This window comes from Clostridioides sp. LIBA-7678 (assembly GCF_056716065.1).
The window spans coordinates 3,765,995-3,787,447 of sequence record NZ_CP196987.1 but is presented as its reverse complement, the minus strand read 5'-3'; the positions used below and the strand labels follow the sequence as shown (position 1 = coordinate 3,787,447).

At 29.8% G+C, this 21,453-nt stretch carries 19 protein-coding genes and 1 riboswitch; of the genes, 14 read left to right on the top strand and 5 right to left on the bottom strand.

Annotation, left to right across the window (positions count from 1 at the left end; all coding sequences use genetic code 11):
• Positions 1–236: 236 nt before the first annotated feature.
• Positions 237–560 carry an AzlD domain-containing protein gene (locus tag ACTG46_RS17515; protein WP_054271702.1) on the bottom strand — a complete coding sequence of 108 codons (324 nt, stop codon included), beginning with the start codon at positions 558–560 and terminating at the stop codon, positions 237–239.
• Positions 550–1,266, bottom strand: coding sequence for an AzlC family ABC transporter permease (locus tag ACTG46_RS17510; protein ID WP_236877182.1), 717 nt, complete (start codon positions 1,264–1,266; stop codon positions 550–552). Before ACTG46_RS17510 ends, ACTG46_RS17515 begins: the two co-directional genes overlap by 11 nt.
• 790 nt (positions 1,267–2,056) lie before the next feature.
• On the opposite strand from ACTG46_RS17510, the gene ACTG46_RS17505 reads away from it, so the two are divergent.
• Positions 2,057–3,076 (top strand): S8 family peptidase, encoded by a 1,020-nt coding sequence (locus tag ACTG46_RS17505; protein ID WP_479923315.1) that lies wholly within the window; start codon positions 2,057–2,059, stop codon positions 3,074–3,076.
• A 133-nt stretch (positions 3,077–3,209) separates the two neighbouring features.
• On the top strand, positions 3,210–4,508 hold the full coding sequence (locus ACTG46_RS17500; RefSeq protein ID WP_479923314.1) for a bifunctional folylpolyglutamate synthase/dihydrofolate synthase: 1,299 nt from the start codon (positions 3,210–3,212) through the stop codon (positions 4,506–4,508).
• A 105-nt stretch (positions 4,509–4,613) separates the two neighbouring features.
• Here the strand turns inward: ACTG46_RS17500 and ACTG46_RS17495 are convergent, their stop codons facing one another.
• A complete protein-coding gene (locus ACTG46_RS17495; RefSeq protein WP_167639836.1) occupies positions 4,614–4,859 on the bottom strand; it encodes a TIGR03905 family TSCPD domain-containing protein in 246 nt (81 codons plus the stop codon).
• A 147-nt stretch (positions 4,860–5,006) separates the two neighbouring features.
• On the opposite strand from ACTG46_RS17495, the gene ACTG46_RS17490 reads away from it, so the two are divergent.
• Positions 5,007–5,873 carry a beta-propeller fold lactonase family protein gene (locus tag ACTG46_RS17490; RefSeq protein WP_167639837.1) on the top strand — a complete coding sequence of 289 codons (867 nt, stop codon included), beginning with the start codon at positions 5,007–5,009 and terminating at the stop codon, positions 5,871–5,873.
• Between the two features lie 3 nt (positions 5,874–5,876).
• Here the strand turns inward: ACTG46_RS17490 and ACTG46_RS17485 are convergent, their stop codons facing one another.
• A complete protein-coding gene (locus tag ACTG46_RS17485; RefSeq protein ID WP_009891708.1) occupies positions 5,877–6,413 on the bottom strand; it encodes a DUF4364 family protein in 537 nt (178 codons plus the stop codon).
• A 190-nt stretch (positions 6,414–6,603) separates the two neighbouring features.
• Positions 6,604–6,807 carry an alpha/beta-type small acid-soluble spore protein gene (locus ACTG46_RS17480; RefSeq protein WP_003422115.1) on the bottom strand — a complete coding sequence of 68 codons (204 nt, stop codon included), beginning with the start codon at positions 6,805–6,807 and terminating at the stop codon, positions 6,604–6,606.
• 290 nt (positions 6,808–7,097) lie between these two features.
• Between ACTG46_RS17480 and ACTG46_RS17475 the strand changes: the two genes are divergently transcribed.
• The 11 genes from ACTG46_RS17475 (at position 7,098) to ACTG46_RS17425 (ending at position 21,382) form a co-directional block, all read left to right on the top strand.
• Positions 7,098–7,862, top strand: coding sequence for a polysaccharide deacetylase family protein (locus ACTG46_RS17475; RefSeq protein WP_479923313.1), 765 nt, complete (start codon positions 7,098–7,100; stop codon positions 7,860–7,862).
• A 389-nt stretch (positions 7,863–8,251) separates the two neighbouring features.
• Entirely contained in the window at positions 8,252–9,565 is a 1,314-nt protein-coding gene (prdC, locus tag ACTG46_RS17470; protein ID WP_054271696.1) for a proline reductase-associated electron transfer protein PrdC, read from the top strand.
• Between the two features lie 396 nt (positions 9,566–9,961).
• Positions 9,962–10,047, top strand: a riboswitch (cyclic di-GMP riboswitch).
• 15 nt (positions 10,048–10,062) lie between these two features.
• Positions 10,063–12,210, top strand: a complete 2,148-nt coding sequence (locus ACTG46_RS17465) for a Cys-Gln thioester bond-forming surface protein (RefSeq protein WP_479923312.1) — start codon at positions 10,063–10,065, stop codon at positions 12,208–12,210.
• A 370-nt stretch (positions 12,211–12,580) separates the two neighbouring features.
• Positions 12,581–14,341, top strand: coding sequence for a sigma-54 dependent transcriptional regulator PrdR (prdR, locus tag ACTG46_RS17460; protein ID WP_167639840.1), 1,761 nt, complete (start codon positions 12,581–12,583; stop codon positions 14,339–14,341).
• 426 nt (positions 14,342–14,767) lie between these two features.
• Positions 14,768–16,645: a D-proline reductase (dithiol) proprotein PrdA gene (prdA, locus tag ACTG46_RS17455; RefSeq protein WP_167639841.1), complete on the top strand. Its 1,878-nt coding sequence runs from the start codon at positions 14,768–14,770 to the stop codon at positions 16,643–16,645.
• 62 nt (positions 16,646–16,707) lie between these two features.
• Positions 16,708–16,992 (top strand): CBO2463/CBO2479 domain-containing protein, encoded by a 285-nt coding sequence (locus tag ACTG46_RS17450; protein WP_003422102.1) that lies wholly within the window; start codon positions 16,708–16,710, stop codon positions 16,990–16,992.
• A 37-nt stretch (positions 16,993–17,029) separates the two neighbouring features.
• The gene (prdB, locus tag ACTG46_RS17445; RefSeq protein WP_167639842.1) at positions 17,030–17,755 is read left to right on the top strand and encodes a D-proline reductase (dithiol) protein PrdB; all 726 of its coding nucleotides are present in this window, start codon (positions 17,030–17,032) and stop codon (positions 17,753–17,755) included.
• 79 nt (positions 17,756–17,834) lie between these two features.
• Entirely contained in the window at positions 17,835–18,593 is a 759-nt protein-coding gene (prdD, locus tag ACTG46_RS17440; protein WP_054277630.1) for a proline reductase cluster protein PrdD, read from the top strand.
• Between the two features lie 14 nt (positions 18,594–18,607).
• Entirely contained in the window at positions 18,608–19,075 is a 468-nt protein-coding gene (locus tag ACTG46_RS17435) for a glycine/sarcosine/betaine reductase component B subunit (RefSeq protein ID WP_021386220.1), read from the top strand.
• A gap of 298 nt (positions 19,076–19,373) precedes the next feature.
• Complete coding sequence (locus ACTG46_RS17430) at positions 19,374–20,381, top strand: proline racemase (protein ID WP_054271695.1); 1,008 nt, start codon at positions 19,374–19,376, stop codon at positions 20,379–20,381.
• Between the two features lie 119 nt (positions 20,382–20,500).
• The gene (locus ACTG46_RS17425) at positions 20,501–21,382 is read left to right on the top strand and encodes a TSUP family transporter (protein ID WP_054271687.1); all 882 of its coding nucleotides are present in this window, start codon (positions 20,501–20,503) and stop codon (positions 21,380–21,382) included.
• Positions 21,383–21,453: the final 71 nt, after the last annotated feature.

Here is a 21,453-nt window from a genome sequence, read left to right as displayed (position 1 = left end):
ATTTAAAAAATATTTAAAGTCATCACAGAGCTATTGATTTAAGACTGTCTTAATATAGAAAAAATTCTCTGTATTAAGACGGCCTTTATTATGATGTAAAATAGTAGCTTATAGATTCTAGGTATTGTTTCATTATGTGGAGTGCACAATTATAATAGATTAATTATTAGTGTATTATAGATAATTTCTATATGTAGTATTTTAGTTTTTTACTATGCATTAACATATATTAAATTTTACAATATGACTCCAAAAAAGCATATAGATATTGCACCTACAGCTATTGAGATAGCAATAGACTTGAATTTATAAGCTACTAATAGTACTATTATACCTGATATAATTTTGGGATTAGTTAATGACATATATAGATTATCTCCATTAAAAAAAATATCTTTTGCTATGAGTGAACTAAGTATAGCAATAGGTATAAACTTCATGATGTCTTTAATAGAATCAGGCATATCATTTTTTGAAAGTATTATCATAGGTAAAATTCTTGGAATATAAGTAACAATTGCCATACCTAAAATAACTACAAGTATGTAATTAGTATTCATGTATTTCCTCCTTCTTGCGAGTTAACTTTTGTATATAAAAGCCAAATAAAGCAGATAAAATAGATGCTATTATGATGACTAAACTACTTTTAAAGAAAGTATATAAAATTATTGATAATAGGATAGAAAGCATTGAAACTAGTATGTATACTTTACTTTTAATTTGATTAACTACTAATGTTATGAACATTGATATAAGTAGAAAGCTTGCTACAGAATCACTTATAGTGACAATTTCTCCAAGAAATGCTCCTAAGAAACAACTACCAGCCCATACTAGTATACAAAGATTGTTTAGGTATAATGCGTGTTTATCTGTCCAATTACTATAAGTATATTTTTCTAAGTTTATAGCAAATGTTTCATCTGTAACACCATGACAAAAATACATTAAAAACCTCATATTTTTATTTTTTATATGCATATGTAAGTTGGAGCTCATTAAAAAATTACGAAGATTCAATATAAATGTGGTTAGTACTATTGAAGTTATACTTCCATTTGAAGCTAGCATTGAAGCAGCCACAAACTGTGAACTACCTGCAAATACCATAAGTGACATCATTAGTATGTAAAAGGCAGATAAACCTGCTTTTTGAAGCATAATACCACAAATAAGTCCTAATGGGATATATCCTAGAAATATTGGGATTGATGTCAGAAAACTTTCCTTTAAAATTTCTTTTCTTGATATTTCTTCTTTCAAATATAATCACCTCTTTAAAATAATGAATATTTATAAAATTCTATAAATATTTGTTTCATTTTATTATATCTATTTTAATTAGTTATATCAATGTCTGAGGCAATACAGTATATATTAAAATAAGCATTTATAATTTGTAGAATTTATAGTAATGAATTTATAAATAGTTTAGTTCTATTAAAAGATTCCCTTTTATGCAATTTATTTATTGAAATATGATATAATATATAAGGGTTTAGGTATCAATTCTTAGGATAATGACTATATAAATTTTATGAGTGTGCAGAGTGCAAGTTTTTATGTGCTGATTTAAATATATATTTATTCGCTATCTTGAGTGTTTTTTTACATATTGATTCATACATTGTAGAATGTATTACAAGACAATTACATTTAAATTAATGTTCTTATAGTATATAAATAATTATTCCCATAAATAAAATTGAGGTTTATGATATTTAAGTAAAAAAGTAGAATGTGTAATTGGTGGTTAATTATAAATATATATGAATAAAGTATACAAGGGGATTGTCTAATAAGAAGGATAATCTCCTTTTTACAAATAATTCTAAATTGTGATATAAATCTAAAAATTTTATCTTATTATTTAACAATTTAATGATAATAATTGATATAATGAATATAAATTGAATATATAGTATACTTAATTTATGTTTTTAGAAGTAAATATGGCATTTAAAAGAGAAATTGTGCAACTTAAATTAAAATTTAAGATGAACTATTAACATAGATATATTAAAAACTTTTAGTAATGGAGAATATATGTGATATGAATAATAAAGTTAAGGTTGCAGTATTAGATACAGGAATAGATAAAGAACATGATTACTTAAAGGATAACTTAGTTGGAGGAATTGCTTTTGAATGTATACATGATTATATTTTTATATCAGATAAATTTGATGATGAAGATGGTCATGGAACTGCTTGTGCATCAATAATAAAGAAGGAGTATGAAGATGTAGAGCTATTTGTTATAAAAGTTTTAGGTAAAGATAGCATCGCAAATATAAAAGTTCTTGAAGAAGCATTAAAATATCTTTTAGACACAAACATAAGATTGATTAACTTAAGTTTATCAGTCATAGGAGTAGAAAGTGTCAAGGGACTATTTGAAGTTTGTTATGAATTGTTTAGAAAAGGGAAAATAATAGTATGTTCATTATCTAATGAATTTGACTTAAGTTATCCAGCAATGTTTAATAATGTTATAGGAGTGAGAGGATTTACCTTAGATGTAGATGATTCTTTTTGGTACAATAAAAAATATGATGTTCAATGTGTTATGGATAGTAATTCGTATATAAGTTGTGATATAAATAATTCTTATAGATTACCACCAAAGTGTAATAGCTATGTAGCAGCAAAATTTACTGGTAAAATAGCTAAGATATTGTCTGAAAATCCAGATATAACAATATCTGATTTAAATGATAAACTTGAACTATTAGCAATTAAAAATAATTGGGATAGTTTTGATTTAGATGAATATAGTAGAATTCCAAACTTTAAACTAGATTTGTATGACAAAGAAAATATTCTTCTTATGAAAGTCGCTGATGTTGTTAGAGATTGCTTAAATATTAAAGTTGATAATGAAAAATTATTTCAATGTAGTCTTTTTAATAAAGAGATAGGATTAGTTTATGATAATTGTTTTAGTTTGCTTCAAAAACTAGAACGGGTATTTAACATAAAATTTAATTATATGGATATATCAAAGTATGATTTAGTTTCGATATATACATTAACTGAGTTAGTAGAAATGTATAAAAACAAAAAATTATAAATAAGGAATTAGTAATTAGATTTAATGTATAAGGTATTAGATTATATGTATTCTTTGTCAGTAGATTAAAAGCAAAAAATATACTATAATTAGATAACATAAAAGAAAATGCCGATACAGGGGGAATTAGATAATGAAATATGAAGAAGCATTAGAGTACATATCACAAACCAATAAGTTTGGTATAAGATTAGGTCTAGAGAATATTGGAAAATTATTAGAATTATTGGGGAACCCACAAGAAACTTTAAATATAATACATGTAGCTGGAACTAATGGAAAAGGCTCAGTGTGTTCTTTTGTTTCTAATATACTAAGAGAGTGTGGATATAAAGTTGGTTTATATACATCTCCGTATTTAGAAACCTTTACTGAACGTATAAGAGTAAATGGAGAAAATATACCACAAGACGATGTTGCTAGGATAATTGAATTAATAAAAGAAAAAATAGATATTATGGTAGAACAAGGCTATGCATATCCAACAGAGTTCGAGGTGGTTACTGCAATGGCATTTTATTACTATTCAGAACAAAATGTGGATTTTGTTGCTTTAGAAGTTGGTTTAGGTGGAAGATATGATGCTACCAATATAATAACAAAATCACTTGTAAGTGTAATAGCATCTATAAGTTTAGACCATACAGGAATACTTGGCGACACAATAGAAAAAATAGCATATGAAAAGGCTGGGATAATAAAGGAAAATGGATTAGTACTAGTATATGACCAAACTGATGAAGCAAAAAATGTCATAAAGTCAGTTTGTAATGAGAAAAAAGCACAATATATAGAAGTTAATTTTGATGATATAAATATAAAAAAATCAGATATAGACTCTCAAATATATGACTGTACTGTAATGAAAGAAATTTACAAAGACCTTGAAATAAAATTGATAGGTGAACATCAGATAAATAATTCTATATTGGCGATGAGTGTAATAAAATATTTAAAAGATATAAACAAATTAGAAAAGATAAGTGAAGAATCTATAAGAAAAGGACTTATAAATACTAAGTGGCCAGGAAGAATAGAAAAAATAAAAGAAAATCCAATTTTTATAATAGATGGTGCGCATAATGAAGATGGAGCAAAATCTTTAGCAAAAGCACTTAATAAGAATTTTAAAGATAGAAGTTTAACCCTATTAATAGGTATGCTAGAAGATAAAGACATTGATAGTGTTTTAAATATATTATTGCCACATTTTAATAAGGTAATAACAACAACTCCTAATAATCCAAGAGCTATAAATTCAGATATATTAAAAGAAAAAGTATTAAAATATGTAGATGATGTAACATCAAAGCATGAGATAGAAGATGCAGTAAATTATACATTGGAAACATCAAATAAAGATGATGTTATAATAAGTGCAGGTTCTTTATATATGATTGGGACAGTTAGAACTTTAGTAAAGAAATCATAACTTTATAAAATAAATATATAAAAAAGAGCTATCTAAGTTAGTAGGTAGCTCTTTTTTATATAAAGTAAGTTTTTAATAATTTTTCTGATATTTATATAGTGGTGATTATATAGATTGACGTATAGCTTTAGATAGCTGGTCAGGGCAAGAAGTACCTTTTCCACCACAATCAATACCATTTAATTTATCAGCAACTTCAAGAGCATTTTGACCAATTATTAAGCTTCTAAGTCCTGATAAATTACCATTACATCCTCCTATGAACTCAGCATCAACAATCATATTATTTTCATCAACTTCAAAAACCATTTCTCTACAACAAACACCACTTGGGTTAAATGTTACTTTCATTAAAAAGACCTCCATTAAATATATTTCATTTTTTTAACATTAATAATAATACCAAATATATGCGTAATAATGCAACTATAAAGCATAATACAAGCTAATGAAATAATATATTATTGTAGTATATGTATTGTGGAGAGGAGGGGTTATGTGAAAATCTATATTTCTAACTATCTATCAAAGAGTATTAGTATAGTTGATTATTCTACACTTGAGCTAGAAAAGGAAATAGTATTAGAAGATAATATATATCCACATCATTTTTGCATAGAAAAAGAAAAAAATTTAATATACATACCTAGTTCAAGTAATGGGATACTCTATGTCTTAGATTTAAGCAATGATAAAATAATTGATACTGTTTCTATAGGAGGAAGTCTTAGTCAAGTTGTACTTAGTGATAATGAATTATTTGTAGCAAATGAAGATTCTAATAGTATATACGTATTGAATAAAAACACATTAAATCCAATAGGAATTATTGGTGTTGATAACATGCCACATGGATTTGATTTTGACAGAGAAAGTAAAAAGTTATATGTACCATGTATAAATTCAATAGTATGTATAGATACAATAAATAAAAATATACAAAAGAAAATTAATATGGACTTTAGAGCATGGCATATAGAACTTGATAAACAAAAGAAAGAAATGTATATATCAACACTTGATGGAAAGCTTATAATAATTGACGAAGTAAGTATGGATATAAAAAAGGTATTATATGAATTCTTATTACCAGTAGAAATAAGATTTAATTATAGTGGGAAAAAAGTTTATGTTGCTGATTTGGGTTATAATAATGTGAGAATTTTAGATTATACAACAAGTAGATACATTGGGAATATTGAGATAAATGGAATTCCACAGGGATTAGAAATATCTAAAGATGAAAGGTTATTATTTGTGTCAGATACACAAGAAAACTCAGTGAAAGTTTATGAAACTGCAAATAACAAATTAATAAAAGAAATCAAGGTAGGAAAAGAGCCTACAACTATAATTTGTTTGTAGGCTTTAATGTATGTCTCTTATAAGTAAGTCGATAACTTCGGCATACATATAAGATGCATTATTTTTCCAGTTGTTGCAAATAAGCTTTGCCTGTTTCTCTGATGAAACATTTAGATTTAAATCTATTAAGTTAGACTGATTTTCTATGACTCTAAGGTTGACAATAAATTCATTATCACTTTGTTTTACAAAACTAGACTTTACTTGAGTATCTGCTAGTAAATTTTCTTTATTAGAATCTATATACTTGTCTATTTTTTCTGTAACACTAGTAGGTATTCGATTAAAGAAGTATTCTAGACTTTCTACGCCTCTTTGAGTAAGAGCATAATATTCTCTGTCAGAGTCTTTATATGTAGTCAAAAACTTAGATTCCATAAGCTGAGATAAAAGCTGTTGTAATGAAAAATAATTCATCATCTCAGTCTCTAATACTACTTGAGTTATTTGAGAATTAGTTAAATCCATTTTAATTTTTTCTAATATATATAAAATTAAAAGTTTATGATACGCTAATTCTTCAGACGAGTTTTCAAACATAAATATCATCCTCCGTCAAACTATTTCTATATATAATATATTAAACTAATTCATACAAAATTAAAAGAACAATTTATATAGTATTATTAATCTTTAACAAATCATATAAAATTAATTTTACAAATAAATACAGAGAAACAGGGCTGCTAATTAGCAGCCCTGTTGATACCCAGGTGTCAAAATTTACTATCTATTTTCCAGCCATTTGTCTTTCAGCCATTTCAACTAATTTCTTAGTCATGTATCCACCAACATATCCATTTTCTCTAGCTGTTAAGTTTCCTTTGTCTATGTTTTCATAGTTAGATAAACCTATTTCGTTAGCTATTTCTAATTTCATTTGGTTTAAAGCAGCTTTTGCTTCTGGCACTACTGTTCTGTTTGAATTTGACATAGTAAATTTCCTCCTCAAATAATTAGTTTATGATGTCTAACAACACTTTTATTTATGTGATGTTAATACTAATTTCTCCAAAATAAAAATAATATATACAGAAAAATAAAGGTAAAAATGTAAAAAATATTAAAAAATTAAATAAACGGGTATTTTAGAGCGTTTAACTAGAACGATATAGATTTTGTTTTTTTACTTATTGTCTTATAAATTAAATATTACAGTACTTTTTTGAGCTAAAAAAAAATAAATTTTAAATATAGAAGAAATTATTTAAAAGGGGGAATAGTATGAAAAGAGAAGTCAAAAGAACTAAAGCTTTGATATATAGTGTTTTATTTTTTTCATTATTATTAGTATTAATATTTGCTCTTGTTTATGGAATAAAGTATATGTGTTCTAAGTCTGATAACTCAAAAATGCCTATATATAAAGTTGATACAAATGAGAAAAAAGTAGCTTTAAGTTTTGATGTTGCTTGGGGAACTAATAATATGGATGAAATTTTAAAGATTTTAGATAAACATAATATAAAAGCTACTTTTTTTCTAGTTGGTAGCTGGGTAGATGATAATCAAGATATTGTGAAGGCTATAGATGAAAAGGGACATGAAATTGGCAATCATTCAAATACCCATGCGAATTTGAAAGAAATATCAAAAGAAGACATAACAAAAGAAATAGAAACTACATCAGGAAAGATATTTAATATAACAGGGAAAAAAACAAATTTGTTTAGACCACCTTTTGGAGATGTAAACAACAAAGCTATGGACATTTGCAGTGATTTAGGTTATAAAGTAATTAAGTGGGATGTGGATTCTATAGACTGGAAAGAGCTTGGTCCAAACCATGTAATTGAAAAAGTAATAAAAGAATCTCAACCTGGCTCAATAGTTTTATTTCATGCTAATATAAATGATGTAGATAACTATTTGGACACTATAATAAGTAAGCTTAAAAAAGATGGATACAGTTTAGTAAAAATATCAGACTTATTATATAAAGATAATTACATAATTGATTCTAATGGAGTGCAGAAACTTAAGAATTAACAAGTAGTAAATGTATATTTTAAGTAAAGTTGTGGTAAATTATATAGTATATGTTAGAAAAGTGTCGATAAAAAGACGGTGTCTATTTCTTGACACTTTTTATGCATGTATGCAATATCAATAATTATAGATTAAATTGGTTGAAAAAGTGTCTAATAATTGACTTTTATAAAATGAGTTTAAATATTTGAAAGAAGTTATGGATGCTGTAAGACAGTATTTTCAAAGGGTATAAGTTTGTTTAAAAGTTGGCATAGAAATTGCTTTGTTAATAAGCGATATGTTCTATAGAAATAAACAATATGTTAAGACCTTGTAATAGAAAAATAACATTAACATTATTTGAACAGCTTATAAAAAAAATTAATATACTTAAGGGGGCGTACTAGTTGAACAAACTATATTCTATTTTATTAAAACAACACGTTGGTGGTCCAGATAAGCCAGTAGTAAGTGTTGGAGATGTAGTAAAAAAAGGAACTCTAATCGCAGAACCAGCTGGATTAGGGGCAAATATTTATGCCAGTGTTAGTGGAAAAATAAGTGAAATAAATGACCAAGCTATAGTAATCGAAGCTGATGAAGTACAAGATGATACTTTTGAACCATTAAAAGGAGAAGGTATACTTGACTTAATTAAAGAAGCTGGAGTTGTAGGTATGGGTGGAGCAGGATTCCCTACTCATATAAAATTAAACATAGATTTAAAAGGTGGAACAATATTAGCAAATGCTGCTGAATGTGAACCTTTATTAGCTCATAACATAAAAGAAATAGAAGAAAGACCAGAAATAGTTTACCAAGGTATAAAATATGCTATGGAAGTTACTAATGCTGGAAAAGGTATGCTAGCAATAAAAAGCAAGCATCCAGAAGCAATAGCAGCATTTAAAAAAGTAATAAAGCCAGGAGATAATATAGAAGTTGCAGAACTAGTTGACATGTACCCAATGGGAGAAGAGAGAGCGATAGTAAGAGATGTTCTAGGTAAATTACTTGAGCCAACTCAATTACCTTCAGAAGCTAATGCAGTAGTAATAAATGTAGAAACATTAACTAGAATAGTAGAAGCTGTTGAGCAAAAAAGACCAGTTATATCTAAAAATGTAACTGTAGTTGGTCAATTAAACAGTGGAAAAGAATCTATAGTATTTGAAGATGTGCCAATTGGAACTACTGTTGGAGAATTAATTGAAAGAGCTGGTGGAATAAAAGGTGAATACGGTGAGATAATCTTAGGAGGACCTTTCACTGGTAAAGCTACTACTTTAGATACTCCAATAACTAAAACTAGTGGTGGTATAATAGTTACTATGCCATTTGTTAATGAAAAGAGAAAAATGGGTCTTTTAGTCTGTGCATGTGGACCTAATGAAGAAAGAATGAGAGACATAGCAGCTAAAATGGGAGTTACTGATATAGTATCAGTTCAAAAATGTAAACAAGCTCAAGAAATTAAAGGTGCATTAAAATGTGAAAATCCAGGACACTGTCCAGGACAAGCTCAAAAATGTATAGAATTTAAGAAAGCTGGAGCAGAAGTTATATTAATAGGAAACTGTACTGACTGTAGTAACACAGTAATGGGTTCTGCACCAAAATTAAAATTAGGTGTATATCATATTACTGACCATGTAATGAGAACAGTTAATCACCCATTAATAAGAAGAATAAAAGGTGACGTAAGATTAAAAATAAAATAATATAATATAAAAATATATAATAAAACATCCTTGGAAAAAATTGTAAAATTGTTTTCGGGGATGTTTTTTTGTTGTGATATGTCGATAACATTAACGAATAATATAAATAATATAGAAGAAATAGACAAAATATAATATTTAATATATAATGATGGCAATAGCTATTAAAATTATATTAGACAAAAACAAACTCAGATATGTGGTCATATTGACATATAAAAATTGAATTGAGTCAATTATCCAATAGAGTAAAGATTTTTGTATTATCTCAAGATACTCTACAGTATCTTTTTTAATGTAAGAATAAGTTTTTGTCTCTTACTAATAATTTTAGAATGTTCGTAAAGAGTGCACTTAAAAAATAAAAAATATTACAAAAATAAAAATTACTAAAAACCTATTTATAGAAACTGTGAAGTATATCTTAAATTTGGGCACTTAAAAGATATATGGAGTTAGTAGTGCAACCTGCTATAAATATAAATAGGAGGAAAATCTTGAAAATAAAAATTAAAAAATCAAGTATAATTAGTTTAGTAATTGCTTTTAGTATGGCATTTACTGCATTTGCACCAATAATATCTTATGCTGACGAAGTAAGTGGAAAAGATACAATACTTGATGGAGAGAAGCCATCAGGAGGAGAAACACCAGACGGAGAAACACCATCAGGAGGGGAAACACCAGATGGAGAGAAACCATCAGGAGGAGAAACACCAGATGGAGAGAAACCATCAGGAGGAGAAGCACCAGACGGAGAGAAGCCATCAGGAGGAGAAACACCAGATGGAGAGAAACCATCAGTAGGGGAAACACCAGACGGAGAGAAGCCATCAGGAGGAGAAACACCAGATGGAGAGAAACCATCAGTAGGGGAAACACCAGACGGAGAGAAGCCATCAGAAGGAGAAACACCAGATGGAGAGAAGCCATCAGGTGAAGAGATACCAGATGGAGAGAAACCATTAGGTGGAATTATACCATCAGAAGAAGAGGAAGAATTAGAAGTAGAAGAAATGAGTTTGAAGCAGAATATTGAAGATATTCTTAATCTTACTGTATCTCAAATAAATAAGATTGTATATAATTTCTGGGAAGATGAAAATGATGTAAAAACAGATGTACAGTCAGAAATTAGTGAGGTACTTACTTCAAAAGATGCAAATATTGGATTATGGTATAATAAAAATTCAAAAGTAGAAGATACATGTTTATTAAAAGAAACAGATGGTTCAAATAGACCTTATTTTGATGTAAGATTTGATGATATTACAAAAACTTTAACTTTTGATTATATAATAGAAGGTCTTATAGGTGCAGGCTATAAAGATGGGAAATATATAATAGAAGGTGAGGACGGAGAACAAACTGCATTTTGTTATAATAATCATCTAAAATCTCCAACTAGTCATAATAAGAGTCCATACTTACCAGCAGAAGATTTTAATGGTCAAGAAAATCAAAACGAAGATGCAATTAAATCTATACTATATGCGGGTTCCGAGTTTGATGGATTTGGATATAAGCAACAGTTTAATTTAGGTGGAGAAGAATATGAAGGTATAACTCATGCTACTACTCAAGATGCAATTTGGATTATGCTTGGGCAAATGAATGAGCAGGAAAGACTTAAACAATATCAAGCTAATATAAAGCTTTATGATATGTTTATAGAGAGTGCAAAGACTGAAGAAGAAAAAGCTGAGTATCTAAAAGGTAAGGAAGCAGCAATAAATTCAAAAGCTTACTTAGAGGCATTATTAAATGCAGGGCGTGAAGAATTAAAGCCAAATGATACAGGAAAACCTAGTTTGAGTAATGGTTTGACTGATATCAAATTTGATAAGAATCAAGATGGTACTTATGAAACAGAAGCTATAGCTTTAGTAGGTTATAGTGGTGTAGTTAAATTAAAGTTACCAGATGGAGTAACTGCTTATGATGAAAATGGAAATATAATAGGTACAGGTGAAGTAGAAATTTCAACACAAGAAAAGTTTAAACTTAAGAGTGTTAATAAGCCAGATGTAAAAGCTAATATATCTGCTTTATCTTATGATTATATTTTCCCAAAAGCTATTCAATATTTTAAGACAGTTTTCGATTTTGGTGATAAAGACCATTCATCTTTATTGCCTACTAGTAAGCAAAATTTATTAAGTTATACAATAGAGCAAAAAAATGGTGAGGAAGTTGATTTCAATATAGGTGTACCAACAGATGGAGACCCTGATGTGAATCCACCAGTGCCACCAGATAATGGTAATGATAACTCAAATGGTCATAAACCTAAGCCATCACCACCATCAGATGATACAGTGATAAATCCACCAGTACCACCATCAGATGATACAGTGATAAATCCACCAATACCACCATCAGATGATACAGTAATAAATCCACCAGTACCACCATCAGATGATACAGTGATAAATCCACCAGTGCCACCATCAGGTGATGCAGTGGAAAATACATCAGTGCCATCAAAAAATGATACAATAGTAAATCCACCAGTACCACCAACAAATGACATAGTTGTAAAATCACCAAAAACAGGTGATGAAACTCAAATAATGCCATACATACTTATTGGTATTGTAGCAATTTGTGGGTTAGTGTATCAAACAAAAAGAGCAAAAAATTAATATGGAGTACTGTTTGTTATTAAGTTTTAAAATATATTGTCTCAAATTGATTTAAAATCATTTTGAGGCATTTTTTTATGTAAGTATAACCTTTGTGAGAACAGATGTTAATTGTTTTGTGAATAGAAAAATACTTTGAAGGTGAAAATAGTATTGAAAAAATAATATACTAAAGGTATAATTCATTTGATTTCATTTGTATAGATTTAAGTATTCATTTTAGTAATTACATGAATTTGTATTAGAAATTTGTATATTAAACAGTTAAGAAATTTTAATATTAATTATTTAATAAACTGTTATTATGATATGCTAGAATAAATATATATAAATAAGTTTTGATGATGTACTACTATAAAGGGGGGACTTTATGTTTTCGATACCAGAAGTAAAAAAAGTAGAAGAGGTAATGGATACAAAATTTACAACTATAGACGAAGACACAAGAATTGAAGATGCAATAAAAGAAATGATAAAAAGTAACACAAAAACTCTAATGGTAATAGATTCATCTGGTGAATTAAAAGGTATTATATCTATGACAGATATACATAATCTTTATGACATGCATAAGAAGTATGACGGTCAACCAGTAAAACTTATAATGAAAAAGGATGTAATATATGTCAGCGAAGGTCTAACCTTAGATGAGTGCAGAGATATAATGATATTGAAAAATATAGGAATTCTCCCTGTTCTTAGAGACAATAAAATTATTGGAGTCTTAAAACAAGAGCATATTAGAGACTATTTATATATGCATTTGGAAGACTATGGATTGACTTTGAAATATATTATAGGACAAATTAAAGAAGGAATTTGTGCTATAAATAACGAAGGTGTAGTTATATTGTGGAATAAGTTTATGGAGGAAAGGTATGATATAAAATCTGAAGACATAGTCGGTCGACCGATGAACGAATTTTTGGAAAATACTATTTCAGAAAAAGTATTAAATAGTAAAATCGGTATGAGTGACTTATATTTTACAGATAAAAAAGAAAATATGTATGCACTAGTCCATGCAAATCCTATATTTTATAAGGAAGAATTTATTGGTGTTGTATGTACAGAAGTTGATGTTACAGAAGCCAAGATACTTGCTCTTGAACTTGAAAAGGTAAATGATACATTGAAATATTTAAAGAATGAAGTTAAAAACTTATCCAAAGGTAGCTTTGATAAAATTTTAGGTAAGAGTTATAAGTTGGAAAAATCGAAAGCGATTGCAAAACAAGTAGCTAGAACCAATAGTAGCATATTTATCTGGGGTGAAAGTGGTACAGGTAAAGAAGTATTTGCCAGAGCTATTCATGATTATAGTGAGAGAAAAGGTCAATTTATACCTGTTAACTGTAGTGCCATACCAAATGAGTTGTTTGAAAGTGAGTTTTTTGGATATGAATCAGGTGCATTTACTGGAGCAAGCAAAAAAGGTCGAATAGGTATATTTGAACTTGCAAAGGATGGGACTGTATTTTTAGATGAAATTGCTGATTTACCTCTTAGTATGCAGGCTAAGTTGCTTAGAGTACTACAAGAAAAGGAAATAAGAAGAGTTGGTGGAGATACTACAATAAAAATAAATCCTAGAATAATATCAGCTACTAATAAAGATTTAGGTAAAATGGTAAAAGCAGAGAAATTTAGAGAAGATTTATACTATAGATTAAATGTTGTGGAGATAAAGATTCCACCACTTAGAGAGAGAAAAGAGGATATAGGATTATTGGTACATAGCTTTTTAGAGGAGATATGTAAACAAAACAACAAACCTGTTCTTACAATTAGTAAAGATGTAATAGATATATTTCAAAACTATAGATGGAAAGGAAATATAAGGGAATTAAAAAATACAATTGAGAATATTGTTGTGTTATCCCAAAATTCTAAAATAGATGTGGAAGATGTACCAAGTTATATGATGGATTCCACAAATAATAGTACTGAAGAAGAAGAGTATCCATTAGATTTGACGAAAGCTACTCAAAAGATTGAAGTAAAAAATATAACAAAGGCACTTAAGATGTCCAAAGGAAATAAAGCTAAAGCAGCCAAAATATTAAATATACCAAGAACAACGTTATACTATAAGATAGAGCAGTATAAAATAGATGTGTCTAAAATATGACACATGACTAAATTTTGACAAAATAATAAACTTTAACTTTAAACCTAGTAAAATCAATGTCCATAGCAATGTTATATATGTAGGTATGTTAAAAAAAATAAAAAAGTGTTGATTAATTGACACTTTTTTTGTTGGAGAAAATGTTTGCAATTACAAAAAATAACATATTTTAAATAAATATTTATATAATATTTGGCTAAAAATAGCGATAGAAGCAGAATCTATTATAGAAAAAAACTTTTTGTTAATAAGTTGGCATAGGAATTGCTTATATATAAAGTGACTTTAAATGATAAAAAATAATATTAATTATTAAAAATTATGTAGGTTTTAATTTACTTAATTTCTCAGTTAAGGGGTTACCTGTTGAGGAGTTGAGATTTAAAATAATAAATAAGAAAATAATGTAAGGAGGTATTTTATACTATGTCAATAACTTTAGAAACAGCTCAAGCCCATGCAAATGACCCAGCAGTTTGTTGTTGTAGATTTGAAGCGGGAACAATTATAGCGCCAGAAAACTTAGAAGATCCAGCAATATTTGCAGACTTAGAGGATTCTGGATTATTAACAATACCAGAAAATGGATTAACTATAGGTCAAGTATTAGGAGCTAAGTTAAAAGAAACTTTAGATGCTCTTTCTCCAATGACTACAGAAAATGTAGAAGGATACAAAGCAGGAGAGGCTAAAGCAGAAGTAGTAGAAGAAACAGTAGCAGAAGAAGCTCCAGTAGCAGAGGCAGCAGTAGTTCCAGTAAGCACAGGAGTTTTAGGTGAAACAGTTAAAATACACATAGGTGAAGGTAAAAATATAAGCTTAGAAATACCTTTATCAGTAGCTGGTCAAGCAGGAGTTGCTGCTCCAGTAGCAAACGTTGCAGCTCCAGTAGCAGGTGCAGCAGAAGTAGCTCCAAAAGTTGAAGAAAAGAAACTTTTAAGAAGCTTAACTAAAAAACACTTTAAAATAGATAAAGTTGAGTTTGCTGATGAGACTAAAATAGAAGGAACTACTTTATACATCAGAAACGCTGAAGAAATATGTAAAGAAGCTAATGATACTCAAGAGTTAGTTGTAGATATGAAGTTAGAAATAATAACTCCTGATAAATATGAAACTTACAGTGAAGCTGTATTAGATATACAACCAATCGCTACTAAAGAAGAAGGCGAATTAGGTTCAGGTATAACTAGAGTTATAGATGGAGCTGTAATGGTATTAACTGGTACAGATGAAGATGGAGTTCAAATAGGTGAATTCGGTTCTTCAGAAGGTGAGTTAAATACTACTATGATGTGGGGTAGACCAGGTGCTGCTGACAAAGGTGAAATATTCATCAAAGGTCAAGTAACAATAAAAGCAGGAACTAACATGGAAAGACCAGGACCTCTAGCTGCTCACCGTGCATTTGACTATGTAACTCAAGAAATAAGAGAAGCATTAAAAACAGTTGACAACTCTTTAGTAGTTGATGAAGAAGTAATAGAGCAATACAGAAGAGAAGGTAAAAAGAAAGTTGTTGTTATAAAAGAAATAATGGGACAAGGTGCAATGCATGATAACCTAATATTACCAGTTGAGCCAGTTGGTACATTAGGAGCTCAACCAAACGTTGACTTAGGAAACATGCCAGTTGTATTATCTCCACTTGAAGTATTAGATGGTGGTATCCATGCATTAACTTGTATAGGACCTGCATCAAAAGAAATGTCAAGACATTACTGGAGAGAGCCATTAGTAATAAGAGCTATGGAAGATGAAGAAATAGACTTAGTAGGTGTTGTATTTGTTGGTTCTCCACAAGTAAACGCTGAGAAATTCTATGTATCTAAGAGATTAGGTATGTTAGTTGAAGCTATGGAAGTTGATGGAGCTGTAGTAACTACTGAAGGTTTCGGAAACAACCATATAGACTTCGCATCTCACATAGAGCAAATAGGTATGAGAGGTATACCAGTAGTTGGTGTAAGTTTCTCAGCTGTTCAAGGTGCTCTAGTTGTTGGTAATAAATACATGACTCACATGGTAGACAATAACAAGTCTAAACAAGGTATAGAGAATGAAATATTATCTAACAATACATTAGCTCCAGAAGATGCTGTTAGAATAATGGCTATGCTTAAAAATGCTATAGCTGGTGTAGAAGTTAAAGCTCCTGAAAGAAAATGGAATCCAAATGTTAAATTAAATAACATAGAGGCTATAGAAAAAGTTACAGGAGAAAAAATAGCATTAGAAGATAATGAGCAATCTTTACCAATGAGTAAGAAAAGAAGAGAAATATACGAAAAAGACGAAAACTAAGATTTAGATAATAGTATAAATTTAGATCCAAGTTTAAAACAGTGTAGAGAGGTAGAATTATAATGGATAGGTTAAAATATATCTCATCAGAGACTTTTTATGAAGGTATTATAGTTGACATCAAAGGTGGTGGAGTGACTATAGACCTGAAAGGTAGACTTGGACAATTTAAAATACCTAATAGAATGCTTATAACTGACTACGAACTTAAGATAGGTCAAGAAGTTGGATTCATGCTAAGCTATCCTGAGGTATTAAGTCCAGAGCCTAATCAAGAGTATGTAGAAAATATTAGGAGAGAAAAAGAAAAACAAGCAGAAATGCAATCAAAGCAAGAAGAAAAATAATAAATAATCGTTTGAAAATAGAAGGGAGAGGAAATATATGAGCCTTACAACAGTACAAGGACTTCAATCTGAAATATTCGTTCCAATAACACCTCCTCCAGTTTGGACTCCTGTAACTAAAGAATTAAAAGATATGACTATAGCTTTAGCTACAGCAGCTGGTGTTCATTTAAAATCTGACAAGAGATTCAATCTAGCAGGAGATACTACATTTAGAGCTATACCTAATACAGCTACAGTTGATGAAATGATGGTATCACATGGTGGATATGATAATGGAGATGTAAACAAAGATATAAACTGTATGTTCCCTATAGATAGATTACATGAATTAGCTGCAGAAGGAGTTATAAAAGGTGTAGCTCCTATGCACTACGCATTCATGGGTGGTGGAGGAAACCAACATGTCTTCACTGAAGAAACTGGTCCTGCTATCGCTGCTAAACTTAAGGAAGAGGGAGTAGACGGTGTAGTTATGACAGCTGGCTGAGGTACTTGCCATAGAACTGCCGTGATCGTGCAGAGAGCAATAGAGGAAGCTGGAATACCAACAATAATAATCGCAGCTCTTCCTCCAGTAGTTAGACAAAACGGAACTCCTAGAGCAGTTGCTCCATTAGTTCCAATGGGTGCTAATGCTGGTGAACCACATAACATAGAAATGCAAACACATATATTAAGAGATACATTAGATCAATTAATTGCAATACCATCTGCTGGTAAGATAGTTCCATTACCATACGAATATAAAGCTCACGTTTAAAATGTAATTTATATTTGAAAATATAAAACCCTTCTCCCACACAGTTGGGAGAGGGGTTTTAAGAACAAAGGTGGATATTATGGAAGAAAAAATAATGAGAAGACTTGTTATAAAACCGTTTCATATGAATGAAGTTAATTTCGGTTCAAAAACTTCTATAAAGAAAGATGTACTTACAATCAACTTATCAAGTATAGATGAAATAAAAGAAAAAGAAGATTTAATAACAGACATAAAAGTAGATATCATAAAGCCTGGAGATTATGACAGAGAAATTAACACTATTATGGACATTATACCAATATCAACCAAAGTTTTAGGCAGATTGGGAGAGGGAATTACACATACTTTAACTGGTGTATATGTAATGTTAACTGGTGCAGACGAAGATGGAAATCAAATGCATGAATTTGGCTCTTCAGAAGGGATTTTGAGAGAACAAATGGTGTTTGGTAGATATGGAACCCCATCAGTTGAAGATTATATAATTCATGTAGATGTAACTCTAAAGGGAGGTTTACCTTTCGAAAGAACACTTCCACTTGCAGCATTTAGAGCATGTGATGATTTTATACAAGAAATAAGAACGTCTTTGAAAATGGAAGACGGAAGAAATGCTACTCAAGTTCGTGAATATTTTGACAAAATTCGACCAAATGCAAAAAAGGTTGTCATAGTAAAACAAATAGCAGGTCAAGGTGCTATGTATGACAATCAGTTATTCTCAAAGGAACCTAGTGGTTTTGAAGGAGGAACATCAATTATAGATATGGGAAATGTACCTATGATTATATCTCCTAATGAATACAGAGATGGTGCCCTTAGAGCTATGACTTAAGAGAGGTGGATATTATGGGAATAGGACCTTCAACAAAAGAAACATCTCTTCATCACTTTAGAGACCCACTTTTAGACATCGTTGAAAGTGATAAAGATGTAGACTTACTTGGAGTAATAGTAGTAGGAACTCCAGATGGAAACGAAAATAAGACTTTTGTGGGACAAAGAACGGCCGCTTGGCTGGAAGCCATGAGAGCAGATGGAGCTATAGTTTCATCAGATGGATGGGGAAACTCACATGTTGACTATGCCAACACATTTGAGGAAATAGGAAAAAGAGATATACCTGTAGTTGGAGTTACATTTAATGGTACTCAAGCTAAATTTGTTGTAAGTAATCAATATATGAATACTATAGTTGATATGAACAAATCAAAAGAAGGTATAGAGACAGAAGTTGTTGGAGAAAACAACACAAATGAAATAGATGCTAAAAAAGCTCTAGCATTTTTAAAACTTAAGATGAGAAAACATGGATAATAAATCCATTACTAAATTTGATAGATATTGATTCTAACATGCACTTGTTATGAATAATTTTAATTAAGGTATTGGATATATTTACAGTAGGTCTTACTATTATGGGAGTAGATGAGGACTAGTATTTACGAAGCCACACATATAAAGCTGCCATAATTTATTATAAGAAGACAACATGCTACATAGAAACAGAAGTAGTTGGATACAATCACATGGATGAAGTTGATGTAAAAAAGCATTGGCTTTTCTAAAATTAAAAATGCGTAAAACGCAAAATAAACCTAAGGGGGAATTTGATATGAAATTTAGCAGAAGTATACAAGCTATAGACTCTCATACAGCAGGTGAAGCAACTAGAATAGTTGTAGGTGGAATACCTAATATAAAAGGAAATTCTATGCCTGAGAAAAAAGAATATTTAGAAAAAAATCTAGATTATTTAAGAACTGCTATAATGTTAGAGCCAAGAGGACATAATGATATGTTTGGTTCTGTAATGACTCAACCTTGTTGCCCAGATGCTGACTTTGGAATAATCTTCATGGATGGTGGCGGATACCTTAACATGTGTGGCCATGGTACAATAGGAGCTATGACAGCAGCTATAGAAACAGGTGTAGTTCCAGCAGTAGAGCCTATAACTCATGTAGTTATGGAAGCTCCAGCAGGAATAATAAGAGGAGACGTTACAGTTGTAGATGGAAAAGCTAAAGAAGTATCATTCTTAAACGTGCCAGCTTTCTTATATAAAGAAGGTGTTGAAGTTGAATTACCAGGTGTTGGAACAGTTAAATTTGACATATCATTTGGTGGAAGCTTCTTTGCTATAATACATGCAAGTCAATTAGGTTTAAAAATCGAACCTCAAAATGCTGGTAAATTAACTGAGTTAGCTATGAAACTTAGAGACATAATAAACGAGCAAATAGAAATACAACATCCAACTTTAGCTCACATAAAAACTGTAGACTTAGTTGAAATATATGATGAGCCAACTCATCCAGAAGCTACTTACAAAAATGTAGTTATATTTGGTCAAGGTCAAGTTGACAGATCTCCATGTGGAACTGGAACAAGTGCTAAATTAGCTACTTTACATGCTAAAGGTGAATTAAAAGTAGGAGAAAAATTCGTATATGAAAGTATATTAGGAACTTTATTCAAAGGTGAAATAGTTGAAGAAACTAAAGTTGCAGATTTCAATGCTGTAGTACCTAAAATATCTGGTTCTGCTTATATAACTGGATTCAATCATTTTGTAATAGATGAAGAAGATCCACTTAAACATGGATTTATTCTTAAGTAAGCAATAAATAAATTGGGAAATTAAAATAGAATAGTAGCCTTTTATCGGCTACTATTCTATAGCTTTTAGGCTATAAGATTCAGAATATATTAAAAAATAAAAAAATAGGAGGATGGATTATGGTAGCGATCTTAAAGGCATTATACGTAGTATTCGCAGCAATCTTTGCAGTTGTGTTTGGTAAAGACGTAGCTAAAGCAAACAAAGAGGGGAAACTAGAAGAACAAAGTACTCCAAAAGTTGCTGTAACAGGATTTATAACAGATTTCTTTGATACATTAGGAATAGGGTCATTTGCTCCAACAATAGCAATGTCAAAAGCTTTAAAATTAAATATACCAGATAAAAAAATGCCTGGTACATTAAACGTAGCACATACTATTCCAGTTGTTACAGAAGCATTCATATTTACATCAATCATACCAGTTGATGGTGTTACTCTAGTATCTATGGTTGTGGCAGCAGCTGTTGGTTCATACATAGGTGCAGGAATAATAGCTAAAATGGACGAAAGAAAAATACAACTTGTTATGGGTGTAACTCTAGCATTAACAGCAATATTAATGTTATTAGGTCATCCTTGGGTTAACGTATTACCAGGTGGGGGAAATGAATTAGGTCTTACTGGTGTTAAATTAGTAATAGGTGTATTAGGTAACTTTATACTAGGTGCTTTAATGACAGCTGGTATAGGTCTATATGCTCCTGGTATGGCGATGGTTTACTTCTTAGGAATGTCTGCAAAAGTTGCGTTCCCAATAGTTATGGGTTCTTGTGCATTATTAATGCCAGTTGCAAGTATGAAATTCATAAAAGAAGATGCATATACTAAAAAAGCATCAGTTATAATAGCTATCTGTGGTTTAATAGGGGTTTTCGTAGCTGCATATATAGTAAAAACTCTACCAATGGATATATTAAAAGCATTAGTAATAGTTGTTATAGCTTACACTTCTGCTACAATGATAATGGCTGCAAATAAAAATAAAAAGACTGCTTAGTATTTATTAAATATTACAGCTGATAATAAAACTATAAACTGCTTTAAAATATTAATTTAATATTTTAGGGC

What these genes read in the sequence shown, in the direction of transcription:
- ACTG46_RS17515 (WP_054271702.1), bottom strand. Translation starts at nt 560, where the DNA reads ATGAATACTAATTACATACTTGTAGTTATTTTAGGTATGGCAATTGTT.
- ACTG46_RS17505 (WP_479923315.1), top strand. Translation starts at nt 2,057, where the DNA reads ATGAATAATAAAGTTAAGGTTGCAGTATTAGATACAGGAATAGATAAA.
- ACTG46_RS17500 (WP_479923314.1), top strand. Translation starts at nt 3,210, where the DNA reads ATGAAATATGAAGAAGCATTAGAGTACATATCACAAACCAATAAGTTT.
- ACTG46_RS17495 (WP_167639836.1), bottom strand. Translation starts at nt 4,859, where the DNA reads ATGAAAGTAACATTTAACCCAAGTGGTGTTTGTTGTAGAGAAATGGTT.
- ACTG46_RS17485 (WP_009891708.1), bottom strand. Translation starts at nt 6,413, where the DNA reads ATGTTTGAAAACTCGTCTGAAGAATTAGCGTATCATAAACTTTTAATT.
- ACTG46_RS17480 (WP_003422115.1), bottom strand. Translation starts at nt 6,807, where the DNA reads ATGTCAAATTCAAACAGAACAGTAGTGCCAGAAGCAAAAGCTGCTTTA.
- ACTG46_RS17475 (WP_479923313.1), top strand. Translation starts at nt 7,098, where the DNA reads ATGAAAAGAGAAGTCAAAAGAACTAAAGCTTTGATATATAGTGTTTTA.
- prdR (WP_167639840.1), top strand. Translation starts at nt 12,581, where the DNA reads ATGTTTTCGATACCAGAAGTAAAAAAAGTAGAAGAGGTAATGGATACA.
- prdA (WP_167639841.1), top strand. Translation starts at nt 14,768, where the DNA reads ATGTCAATAACTTTAGAAACAGCTCAAGCCCATGCAAATGACCCAGCA.
- ACTG46_RS17450 (WP_003422102.1), top strand. Translation starts at nt 16,708, where the DNA reads ATGGATAGGTTAAAATATATCTCATCAGAGACTTTTTATGAAGGTATT.
- prdD (WP_054277630.1), top strand. Translation starts at nt 17,835, where the DNA reads ATGGAAGAAAAAATAATGAGAAGACTTGTTATAAAACCGTTTCATATG.
- ACTG46_RS17435 (WP_021386220.1), top strand. Translation starts at nt 18,608, where the DNA reads ATGGGAATAGGACCTTCAACAAAAGAAACATCTCTTCATCACTTTAGA.
- ACTG46_RS17430 (WP_054271695.1), top strand. Translation starts at nt 19,374, where the DNA reads ATGAAATTTAGCAGAAGTATACAAGCTATAGACTCTCATACAGCAGGT.
- ACTG46_RS17425 (WP_054271687.1), top strand. Translation starts at nt 20,501, where the DNA reads ATGGTAGCGATCTTAAAGGCATTATACGTAGTATTCGCAGCAATCTTT.